This is a genomic window from Vibrio sp. V42_P2S4T144 (genome assembly GCF_009904715.1).
In the GTDB taxonomy this organism is placed as follows: domain Bacteria; phylum Pseudomonadota; class Gammaproteobacteria; order Enterobacterales; family Vibrionaceae; genus Vibrio; species Vibrio alginolyticus.
In genome coordinates this window covers 1-10,499 of sequence record NZ_WXWS01000643.1, presented here as the reverse complement: position 1 = coordinate 10,499, position 10,499 = coordinate 1, and the positions used below count along the sequence as shown (strand labels likewise).

10 protein-coding genes are annotated in these 10,499 nt (G+C 47.1%); 7 read left to right on the top strand and 3 right to left on the bottom strand.

Annotation, left to right across the window (positions count from 1 at the left end; genetic code table 11):
- Positions 1-272 precede the first annotated feature (272 nt).
- The 6 genes from doeA to CAG68_RS20910 all read left to right on the top strand — a co-directional run bounded on the left by doeA (position 273) and on the right by CAG68_RS20910 (position 6,939).
- Positions 273-1,460, top strand: coding sequence for an ectoine hydrolase DoeA (gene doeA, locus CAG68_RS20935; RefSeq protein ID WP_005373780.1), 1,188 nt, complete (start codon positions 273-275; stop codon positions 1,458-1,460).
- 54 nt (positions 1,461-1,514) lie between these two features.
- Positions 1,515-2,522 (top strand): N(2)-acetyl-L-2,4-diaminobutanoate deacetylase DoeB, encoded by a 1,008-nt coding sequence (gene doeB / locus CAG68_RS20930; protein WP_054729346.1) that lies wholly within the window; start codon positions 1,515-1,517, stop codon positions 2,520-2,522.
- A gap of 123 nt (positions 2,523-2,645) precedes the next feature.
- Entirely contained in the window at positions 2,646-3,125 is a 480-nt protein-coding gene (locus tag CAG68_RS20925; RefSeq protein ID WP_005373784.1) for an Lrp/AsnC family transcriptional regulator, read from the top strand.
- Positions 3,126-3,280: 155 nt separating this feature from the next.
- Positions 3,281-4,801 (top strand): NAD-dependent succinate-semialdehyde dehydrogenase, encoded by a 1,521-nt coding sequence (locus CAG68_RS20920; protein ID WP_031781093.1) that lies wholly within the window; start codon positions 3,281-3,283, stop codon positions 4,799-4,801.
- 41 nt (positions 4,802-4,842) lie between these two features.
- A complete protein-coding gene (locus tag CAG68_RS20915; RefSeq protein ID WP_054729349.1) occupies positions 4,843-6,246 on the top strand; it encodes an aspartate aminotransferase family protein in 1,404 nt (467 codons plus the stop codon).
- Positions 6,247-6,417: 171 nt separating this feature from the next.
- Complete coding sequence (locus tag CAG68_RS20910) at positions 6,418-6,939, top strand: DUF2058 domain-containing protein (protein ID WP_033906326.1); 522 nt, start codon at positions 6,418-6,420, stop codon at positions 6,937-6,939.
- Between the two features lie 93 nt (positions 6,940-7,032).
- Here the strand turns inward: CAG68_RS20910 and CAG68_RS20905 are convergent, their stop codons facing one another.
- The 3 genes from CAG68_RS20905 to CAG68_RS20895 all read right to left on the bottom strand — a co-directional run bounded on the left by CAG68_RS20905 (position 7,033) and on the right by CAG68_RS20895 (position 9,006).
- On the bottom strand, positions 7,033-7,647 hold the full coding sequence (locus CAG68_RS20905) for a LysE family translocator (RefSeq protein WP_017633575.1): 615 nt from the start codon (positions 7,645-7,647) through the stop codon (positions 7,033-7,035).
- Between the two features lie 77 nt (positions 7,648-7,724).
- Positions 7,725-8,117 carry a ribosome recycling factor family protein gene (locus tag CAG68_RS20900; RefSeq protein ID WP_017633574.1) on the bottom strand — a complete coding sequence of 131 codons (393 nt, stop codon included), beginning with the start codon at positions 8,115-8,117 and terminating at the stop codon, positions 7,725-7,727.
- 19 nt (positions 8,118-8,136) lie between these two features.
- Positions 8,137-9,006: a LysR family transcriptional regulator gene (locus CAG68_RS20895; RefSeq protein WP_054730912.1), complete on the bottom strand. Its 870-nt coding sequence runs from the start codon at positions 9,004-9,006 to the stop codon at positions 8,137-8,139.
- A gap of 105 nt (positions 9,007-9,111) precedes the next feature.
- Here CAG68_RS20895 and CAG68_RS20890 point away from each other — a divergent pair, with 105 nt between their 5' ends.
- Positions 9,112-10,368, top strand: coding sequence for an adenylosuccinate synthase (locus tag CAG68_RS20890; RefSeq protein WP_005373814.1), 1,257 nt, complete (start codon positions 9,112-9,114; stop codon positions 10,366-10,368).
- Positions 10,369-10,499 lie beyond the last annotated feature (131 nt).

The window sequence follows — 10,499 nt, the reverse complement described above, 5'->3', positions numbered from 1 at the left end:
TTTTTAACGCTCATTGTAACTTCCATTTAACAAATTGCGAACTTTAACTCACAAAACGAGGTGAAATGCACAAAAATAAACCACAATTGTAATGATTGACATGAAATGTATGGGTTAAACAAACATGTTAAACAGCATCGTTCAATCCAAATACAACCCCAGAGGTAAATTGCAATCATTTTTAACGCAGATCTGGCTAGCTGGTAGAAGGTAGAAATACCTCAGCGTCTCCGAAGGCCCATAAGGCGTCGGATTTCTAACAAGGAGAAAATATGAGAGGCGTTGCTTTGCATTTTACACTGGATGAGTTCCAGGATCGGTTAACGAAAGTTCGGCAATCGATGGAAGAAAGAGAATTGGATGTCCTTATCATTCATGACCCTTCTAACATGGCGTGGCTGACAGGCTATGATGGGTGGTCTTTTTACGTGCCACAATGTGTCGTTGTTGGTCCATCTGATGAACCTGTTTGGTTTGGACGCTGCCAAGATGCCAACGGAGCATACAGGACTGCGTATATGTCGGCAGAAAACATTACCTACTATCCAGACCATTATGTAATGAACCCGCCGTTACACCCGATGGATTTCCTGGTCGAAGCCGTACTGGCTCCGCGCCTTTGGGATCGTGGTCGCATCGGTGTAGAAAAAGATAACTATTACTTTAGCGCCACCGCTTACGAATCACTCACTACGCACCTACCGAATGCTCAACTTCTCGATGCAACTGGACTAGTCAACTGGTGCCGCGCCGTTAAATCCGATCAAGAACTGGCGTACATGTACCGTGCCGCTCGCATTGTTGAAAATATGCACCGCGTCGCGTTCGACATGATTGAACCAGGATTACCGAAACACCACCTTGTTGCCGAGATTAACCGCCAAGCCGTGCTCGGGCATGAAGACCACTTTGGCGATTACACCGCGATTGTGCCGCTTTTGCCATCAGGTTCTGATGCTTCCGCACCTCACCTGACTTGGGATGACAGACCCTTCAAGAAAGGTGAAGGGACGTTTTTTGAAATCGCAGGGGCGCACCGCCGTTACCATTGCCCACTCTCACGCACTATTTTTCTTGGCGAGCCTGACGACAAGTTCAAACGAGCCGACGAAGCCCTAACTTTAGGACTTGAAGCAGGCCTAAAAGTGGCAAAGCCCGGAAATACCTGCGCCGACATCGCCAATGCACTAAACCAGGTTCTCGATAAAGCGGGATTCTCACGCGAAGGCGCCCGTTGTGGCTATCCAATAGGTTTGAGCTACCCGCCAGATTGGGGGGAACGAACCATGAGTTTGCGAGACACCGATAAAACCATCTTGAGAGAAGGCATGACATTCCATTTTATGCCGGGGCTGTGGTTCAAAGATTGGGGGTTAGAAACAACGGAAAGTATCGTCATTACCCATGATGGAGCAAAAACGCTGTGTGACTTTCCACGCCACTTATTTGTTAAACACTAATTTTTCAAACCTCAAGCTCTGTTGAGCTAGGTCTGAGAACGAAAAGGACTTGATATGCAAAAAAGCTCGATCACAGCCACTATAGACTTTGACCGAGAAGGTGTACAGCACGGCTTTTTAACGCTGCCCTATTCACATGACGACTCCGCTTGGGGCAGTATTATGATACCTATCACCGTGATCAAAAATGGTCACGGACCAACCGCACTGCTTACTGGCGGTAATCACGGAGACGAATACGAAGGCATCACCAGCCTGCTAAAATTGACGAACTCGCTTCAGGCAGATCAAATCCAAGGTCGTGTCATTATTGTACCCATGATGAACTTACCTGCGGTACAAAATGCCTCACGTACGTCGTTTATCGATAAGGGGAATTTAAATCGCAGCTTTCCCGGCAACCCCATAGGCACAGTGACCGAGAAAATTGCGGATTATTTTACTCGTTACCTAGTTCCTAAGTGCGATTTTGCGTTAGACATTCACTCAGGTGGTAAAACGTTAGATATCGTGCCGTTCGCCGCTGCCCATCGTCTCGACAATCTCGATCAAGAAGAAGCCTGCATATTAGGTGCAAAACTGTTTGGCGCACCTTACACCATGATCTTGCTCGAAATGGACGCCACTAGCCTGTATGACACTGCCGTGGAGTCTCAGGGAAAAATCTTTGTTACCACCGAACTCAGAGGAGGCGGAACCAGCACTCCAGAAACCATCGCTTATTCCGACCGTGGCATTCGCAACTTCTTGCGCTTCTCAGGCAACTTGCCCGGTGACTACGAACAACCAACCCAACCAACTAAGTTATTAGATATGCCTGATGCAAGTTGTTATGTGCAAAGCCAGCACCAGGGCATCACAGAATACTTATTTGATCTTGGCGATACCGTCAAAAAGGGAGATGTATTAGTGAGAATCTTCTCGACCGAGCGCACAGGTACCGCCCCCGTTGAGTACAAGTCACAGCGCAATGGTATTTTCGCGGCACGTCGTTTTCCTGCTATGGTGAATATCGGTGACACTATCGCAGTTATAGCCGAAGACTGCGGCGAGATAGGCTGATTGAAAAGCCAACCAAAGAAATCAAAACAAATGGCATACCAGAAGCAAACTGGAAAGCACCTTATAACAGCGACCAGTCATCAGCCTTTATGAAATGATTAGTATTCAACAGGGAGACTCATAATGCGCCTCGATCGCTACGACGTAAAAATTCTACAAATACTTCATGATAATGGTCGTATCACCAAATCTCACCTTGCCGAGGCCATCAACCTATCCGTGAGCCCTTGCTGGGAGCGCGTCAAAAAACTGGAAGAAGCAGGCATCATTGAAGGTTACGGAGCAAAAGTAAATACCGATATTTTGTTCAAACGAACGTCAGTTATGGTTGAAGTTACGCTCAAAGAACACAACGCCCAAGCGTTCAAACGCTTCGAGCAACTGGTTCAACATTCACCAGAAGTCACTGATTGCTATGCCACGGGCGGTGGTGTCGATTACATCCTTAAAATTCAGTCAGAAGATATCGACCAATATCAGCGGCTTATCGACAACTGGTTAGACTCAGATGTGGGCATTGAGCGCTACTTTACTTACATTGTGACAAAAACAATCAAACGTGATGCGGGCACATTCGAAGTAAACCAAAACGCTTTGTTATAAAAGGGAAAATGTGCATCAGGCGTGAACAGAAAAAACACCATATTTAACGGCACTAAAAAGAAAGTTCTGACGTTTTAAACCTCGGTATCAGAAATTATTTCGGTCACTTCTCCATTACAGTTTCATTATGGACAACGATGCTGGGAGAAGGACTCATGGCAGCACTGCACAGCTTACACACTGAAGAATTAAAAGCCTCACACGACATGATGGCGATAATGAAAGACGTACGTTTGGTGAGAGGTTTAGCGTACGTGAATGGCAAATGGGTAAGTGGTGATCAATTTCATCCGGTGGATAATCCAGCAGATGGCACGGTCATCGGTTACATCACTAAGCTATCTCAGCAACAACTCTATCAAGCGATTGATGAAGCCGACCAAGCCTTTCGTCAATGGCGAAAAATGCAAGCAGAAGAGCGCGCTGAAATTCTCATGCGTTGGCACGACCTGATTCTAGAATCAAAGCAAGATCTTGCTCATTTGATGGTGATGGAGCAAGGAAAAACACTAGGTGATGCTGTAGGTGAGATTGACTACGGCGCATCCTTTGTTCGTTGGTTTGCCGAAGAAGCACGCCGCTGTTATGGCGAAACCATCCCAAGTCATATTCCGAATGCGCAGCTATCAACGGTGCGCGAGCCAATTGGTGTCGCAGCACTGATTACGCCTTGGAACTTTCCTAATGCCATGATCACACGCAAAGCCGCTGCCGCACTAGCAATAGGCTGTCCGGTGATCATTAAGCCCGCCAGTGAAACGCCTTTTTCTGCGTTAGCGTTGGCAGAGTTAGCAGACCGAGCTGGCTTTCCACCTGGTGTATTTAACGTGATCACTGGCGATGCGGTGATGGTGTCACAAACCTTGTGCCACTCCGATAAAGTCAAAGCACTCTCGTTCACAGGCTCAACTCGAGTGGGCAAACTATTGCTACGCGACGCGGCACAAACCGTGAAGAAGTGCAGTATGGAGCTCGGTGGTAACGCCCCTTTCATCGTGCTGCCAGATATGGATGTCGAGCAAGCAGCCAAAGCCGCCGTGGATGCGAAGTTTCAAACCGCAGGACAAGACTGCTTGGCCGCAAACCGTATTTTCGTCCCTGACGATAAGTACGAAGCGTTTTTGGAAGCGTTTGCCAAAGAAATGAGCCACATCGTTTTGGGCAATGGCTTAGACGAAAAAACCACCATGGGACCACTTATTAATCGCACTGCGGTGGATAAAGCGCATGATTTGGTGCGTGACGCGCTCGACAAAGGCGCGCGATTGGTAGCGGGATACCACCAGCCCGTACCAGGCGAAAACTTCTTCGCGCCGACATTGCTAGCCGATGTAACCCCTGAAATGGCGGTGTATCGCGAAGAGAATTTTTGTCCTGTGGCAGGCGTATTGCCTTACCAAGACTTAGATACCGTGATTGAAATGAGCAACGACACTGAATACGGCTTAGCTGCCTATGTTTATGGTCACGATATCCACCAAATTTGGCACTGCATGCGCGGTTTGGAGTTTGGCATGGTGAGCGTGAACTCCGTCAAAATGACAGGGCACCCTATCCCATTCGGCGGCGTGAAACAGTCTGGTCTTGGACGAGAAGGAAGCCGTCACGGATTTGAAGAATACAGCGAAATCAAATACTGCTGCTTAGGCGCTTTACCAACCGTCAGTGGCAGTTGAGACACGAAATATGGATATCCAATTATTCGAGGAGAAGGATCATGAGTAACAAAACCCAACAACTTTTAGAGATCGATCGTCAGAGAGTATTTCATGCCTCAACCCACCTAAAGCAGTATGCGGCCGGGGAGCTTCCGGGAAGAATTATCTCGAGCGGAAGCGGAATACGCATCACCGATTCAGAAGGCATCGAGCTGATAGACGGCTTTGCCGGGTTGTATTGTGTAAACATTGGCTATGGCAGGACCGAAATGGCCGATGCGATTTATGAGCAAGCCAAAGAACTGGCGTACTACCACACGTACGTCGGTCATACGAACGAAGCGCTCGTGACACTGTCAGATCGCATCATCAAAATGGCGCCTGAAGGCATGAGCAGAGTTTACTACGGCATGTCAGGCAGCGACGCGAACGAAACTCAACTTAAGTTGGTGTGGTATTACAACAATGCTCGTGGTCTACCAGAGAAGAAAAAAATCATTTCGCGTGACCGCGGCTACCATGGTTCAAGTATCGCGTCCGGTTCAATGACAGGTTTGCCGCTGTTCCACGCCCATTTTGATTTACCACTTGAGCGTATCAAACACACCATCGCGCCATATTATTATCGCCGTGAAGACGAGAGTATGTCTGAGCTCGAATTCTCTCAATATTGCGCAGATCAACTCGAAGCGATGATCTTGGAAGAAGGCCCAGAAACGGTAGCAGCAATGATTGCGGAACCAGTGCTCGGTACTGGCGGTATTGTGCCACCACCAGCAGGGTACTGGCAGGCGATTCGCAAAGTACTCGACAAATACGATGTACTCTTGATTGCGGATGAAGTGGTGTGTGGCTTTGGTCGCCTCGGCTCCGATTTTGGCTCACTCCACTACGACATGAAACCAGATCTCATCACGGTAGCGAAAGGGTTAACCTCAGCGTATCAACCGCTGTCTGGCGTGATCGTCGGTGAACGAGTTTGGAGTGTGCTAGAAAACGGCACCGACCAATGGGGCGCTATCGGACACGGTTATACCTACTCTGGTCACCCAATGGGAGCGGCAGCCGCAAACTGCAACCTCGATATCATTGAGCGTGAAGGCTTGGTAAAAAACGCGGCTGAAGTCGGTGCTTACTTGCAGCAACGTATGGCAGAGACGTTTAACGATCATCCATTAGTCGGTGATACTCGTGGCGTTGGCTTGTTGCATGCGTTGGAGTTTTCTTCAGACAAGCTTCGCCGAGCACACTTTGATCCAAACTTGAAAGTAGGCCCGCAAATCGCGGCGGCCTGTTTAGAGCAAGGCTTAATCGCTCGCGCTATGCCACATGGTGACATCCTCGGTTTTGCTCCACCGCTTATCGCGAATCGTAACGATATAGACACCATTGTCGACAAAGCGCATCAAGCGGTAAACAAAGTGATGGATAACCTCGTCACATCTAAACAGTGGCAGCCATAACCCACCTAGATTTCAGTAACGCTCGCGGGCTTTGGAGAAGGCCCGCTTTGCACTTTCCTTAAAGAGATAACAAGCCAACCAAACATTTTAGACCCATAGGAAGCACTATTATTTACTACAAGTGGCAATAGTGGGTAAAATGCCCAAAATTGCGCACTAACTGGATAAAACATGGCAAAACTTACCCTTCAAGAACAAATGCTGAAAGCTGGCTTAGTTAATGAAAAGAAACTAAAGAAAGCGAAGAAAGGCTCTAAAAAATCACGCGTTCAAGCACGCGAAGTAAAAGCGGCGGTTGAAGAGAATAAACGCCAACAGTTAGAGCGTGATAAACAATTGAGCGAGCAACAAAATGCTGAGCGATTAAATAAAGAGATCAAAGCGCAGATCAATCAATTGATTGAGATGAACAAGATCGACTTAAAAGATGGCGACATCAAATACAACTTCACTCACGGTACGCTAGTGAAATCACTTTATGTAGATTCACTTATCCGCGAGCAGTTGATCAAAGGTATTTTGGCAATCGCAATTTTTGGTGAAAGCTATGTTGTCATTCCACGTGGAGTAGCGAATAAAATTGCTCAACGTGATGAGTCCGTCATCATCGAACAAAAAGAACCTGAATCGGACATTCCAGCAGAAGACGATCCATACGCAGATTTCGTCGTGCCTGACGATTTGATGTGGTAACAATAAATTAATCGATACATCAACGAAAAGAGCCGCTAATGTAACATCAGCGGCTTTTTTTATAGAAAAATAATCTACAGAGATGATGTTTTGTTATTGCTTACTTAGAAGCAAATTCGCACCTGATGCAGCTAAAAACAACGAACATCCGCGATTGAAACGTTTCGCCATTTTTGGATTTGAAAACCAGTGTCTCAAGTACAAACCAAAGATGGCATAGATTGAAATGGCGACCATTTCTAATATCAAAAACGTCGAGCCAAGGGCAAAAAACTGCTCTTGAACGTTGGCATTGGCATCAACAAATTGCGGCAAGAATGCAGTAAAGATAAGAATCGCTTTCGGGTTGCCAGCAGCAAGCGTAAATTCTTGCTTCGCAAGTCCTGCGTAATTGCGCGAATTGTCCAAGTCAGAGATCGGGCTGGACTCTGAACGCCAAAGGTTGAACGCAATCCACAGTAGATACAGCGCCCCTACCAGCTTTATTGCCAAAAATAGCATTTCTGACGTATACAAAATCACAGCCAGACCTGATGCAGACAACGCAATCATCGCTGAAAAAGCAGCAATTCTGCCTAAACTGGCCGTAAACGCGGCCCTAAAGCCGTAACAACGCGCATTATTCATTGCCAATAAATTGTTTGGGCCTGGAGCCATATTTAGAGCGAAGCAAGCAGGAATAAAAAGGAGAAGCTGCCAAATATCCATAATAAAATGGTCTTAGTGAGTGATTTTGATCGGTACCCTAACATCTGTTAATAAAGTGAGTAAACCACAAACCGATCTTAAAGCAACTCAGCACCAAATCGTACCGTGCGAGCTTGAACTAACGTGCAGTTCGTTTCAGCCATCAGCTCCGCTAGGGTGATGTTTGGGTTTTGTCTCACCAAACGTATCAACTTCACGTCCAAAGGTTCCAATTTGTCTTGGTGAGCAAGTAGAGCTTGTTCGATTTTGTTGATCGCAAATCGCATCGTCTCTGCTTCTTCGTTTTTGAGATGCTCTAAAAACGCTTTTACATCCAAAGCCTCGCCTGAGATTTGCCAGTGACGAGATCGTCTAATTCGCTTAAGATCGCACTGTTTTTCTGCTGCGAGTGTTTTCGCTCGCTTGGCATGGTCACCCCCAATACGGTGAATCAAGGATGGGAGCGAAATCGTAATCTTCGTTTCTTTCATGGCTTTTTCTTTCATCGCCTTAGCCCTCAACCACCGACACATTCTCGCCAACCCAAGCCAACAACTGTTTTGCCGCTTTGGATAACACCTGATTTTGACGCACGATGTAGCCGAAATCAGTGTTTGGAAAACTTGGCAAAGGCGTAACTTCACGAGAAAGCTTTAATCTCGGATCGAGCGAGAAATCCGGCACAATAGCAGTCCCAAACCCCGCTTCCGCCCAGTCGATTTGTGCTTCCACACTGCCCACTTCCATCACGCGATGCTTAGGCAGATTTAGTTCAGGTAAAGACGCATCAATCAGCTCTCGGGTTCGAGTATCGTGCCCTAGCAGGATCAGCGTCTGGCTCTCTTTTCGATTGTCTTGCCACTCAAAAATGTTATCGCCAAACGCACACCAGTGAATCTGCGTGAGAGGCGTAAAATGCAGCGGTTGACTCTCTTTTTGTGCGATAACAAAGCCGATATCGGCACGCGCACTTTTCACCAAATCCACCGCTTGAGAAGATGTGGTGTTGAACAATGCCAAGTCGATCCCCGGATATTCACTTTTGAATTGCTGAAATGGTTTGATAAGCAGTAAACGTGAAACAATATCGCTCGCCGCAATAGAAAGCGTCCCCTGCGTAAGATCGTTGATGGCATTGAGATCTGACTGACAAATTTGCAGCTCATTGAGCATCCGCAGCGCCGTAGCTAACAAACGCTTCCCCGCTTGCGTCAACTGCACGGGATTTCGCTCAATCAATTTCGTGCGCGTGGCTTGCTCCAACTGCTTGATATGCAAACTTACGTTCGGCTGCGTCATGTGGAGTTCCGTCGCTGTTTTACCAAAGTGTTTTACCTCTGCAAGAGTTACGAAGGTTCGCAGCCAGTTCAAATCTAACATTGCCAATTCCGATATGAGATTCTTATCAAGTTAATGAGTATAATTAATTTCTCTTATTATGGCGAACACCTTAAGATTTTTGCATCTGTTTTTGGAGATTAAATTATGTCGTCTATCGTTGTTGTGGGTGCAAACTGGGGTGATGAAGGCAAAGGCCGCATCGTTGACTTTTTGGCAGAGCAAGCTTCTGCGAGCATTCGTTTCCAAGGTGGTAACAACGCGGGTCACACCGTGGTTAACGATCTAGGTACGTTTAAGCTGCACCAGCTACCAAGTGGCGTATTCAACCCAGACTGTTTGGCAGTGTTAGGTCCGGGTATGGTTATCAGCCCTGCGTTGCTGTCTCAGGAGATTGCGGAAGTTGAAGAAGCGGGCGTAAAAGTGAATATGTGCATCTCTGATCGCGCAACACTGTGTCTACCTCTACACGCACTAGAAGATACGCTAGAAGAACAACGTTTAGGCGACAAAGCATACGGCTCAACTCGTCAAGGTATTGCACCTGCGTACGGTGACCGCGTAATGAAGAAAGGCATCCTAGTTGGTTGGTTGAAGCAACCAGAAGTATTGGTTGAACGCCTTCAATTCATGATGGATTGGAAACTGCCGCAACTGCGTGCACTTTACCCGACGTTCGAGTTTGAACAAACCGCTGAAGAACTGGCGAACTGGCTGCTAGAAGTCTCTGCACCTTGGCGCGATTCAATTTGCAACGTAACGCTTCCTCTAAAAGAACTACAAGCGAAAGACAAAACTCTATTGTTCGAAGCGCAGCTTGGCGCGGGTCGTGACCTTGTTTACGGTGAGTACCCTTGGACAACATCTTCTAACGTTGTATCAATGTACGCGGGTATCGGTAGTGGCCTTCCGGCACTTCGTCCTGAACGCGTTATTGCGGTTGCAAAAGCCTTCAGCTCATCAGTGGGTACTGGTACGTTGATCACTGCAATGGAAGAGCAAGACGCTTTCCGCGAACTTGCTGGCGAGTTCGGTGCAACTACGGGTCGTCCACGCGATATGGGCTACTTTGACGCAGTCGCTACGAAGAATGGCGTTGAACTGCAAGCCGCAACTGAAATTGCACTAACGAAAGTAGACTGTTTGACTGGCCTTAACGATCTGAAAATCTGTGTTGGCTACGAAGGCGACCACAGCGAAAACCCAATCTGGCCTCAAACTGCCTCTCTTGCGCCAATCTACGAGAAGATGGAAAGCTGGAGCGAGGACATCACAGGTTGTCGTAAGTTTGAAGAGCTTCCAGTAGCAGCACAGAAATACGTTCTACGCATTGAGGAACTGATGGGCGTACCAGTAAAAATGGTGTCTGTGGGTCCTGGTCGTGAACAAATGATTATGCGATAAGATGTGAATTAACACATCATTGGCAAGCGGCTTTTATCTGTTCCGGGGTAAAGCCGCTTTTTTTACACTGTAAACTTTGGAAAATTGCACGGCTAAATTCATGTTTAATAACCTCATCACGAGACTCCTAC

What these genes read in the sequence shown, in the direction of transcription:
- doeA (WP_005373780.1), top strand. Translation starts at nt 273, where the DNA reads ATGAGAGGCGTTGCTTTGCATTTTACACTGGATGAGTTCCAGGATCGG.
- doeB (WP_054729346.1), top strand. Translation starts at nt 1,515, where the DNA reads ATGCAAAAAAGCTCGATCACAGCCACTATAGACTTTGACCGAGAAGGT.
- CAG68_RS20925 (WP_005373784.1), top strand. Translation starts at nt 2,646, where the DNA reads ATGCGCCTCGATCGCTACGACGTAAAAATTCTACAAATACTTCATGAT.
- CAG68_RS20920 (WP_031781093.1), top strand. Translation starts at nt 3,281, where the DNA reads ATGGCAGCACTGCACAGCTTACACACTGAAGAATTAAAAGCCTCACAC.
- CAG68_RS20915 (WP_054729349.1), top strand. Translation starts at nt 4,843, where the DNA reads ATGAGTAACAAAACCCAACAACTTTTAGAGATCGATCGTCAGAGAGTA.
- CAG68_RS20910 (WP_033906326.1), top strand. Translation starts at nt 6,418, where the DNA reads ATGGCAAAACTTACCCTTCAAGAACAAATGCTGAAAGCTGGCTTAGTT.
- CAG68_RS20905 (WP_017633575.1), bottom strand. Translation starts at nt 7,647, where the DNA reads ATGGATATTTGGCAGCTTCTCCTTTTTATTCCTGCTTGCTTCGCTCTA.
- CAG68_RS20900 (WP_017633574.1), bottom strand. Translation starts at nt 8,117, where the DNA reads ATGAAAGAAACGAAGATTACGATTTCGCTCCCATCCTTGATTCACCGT.
- CAG68_RS20895 (WP_054730912.1), bottom strand. Translation starts at nt 9,006, where the DNA reads ATGTTAGATTTGAACTGGCTGCGAACCTTCGTAACTCTTGCAGAGGTA.
- CAG68_RS20890 (WP_005373814.1), top strand. Translation starts at nt 9,112, where the DNA reads ATGTCGTCTATCGTTGTTGTGGGTGCAAACTGGGGTGATGAAGGCAAA.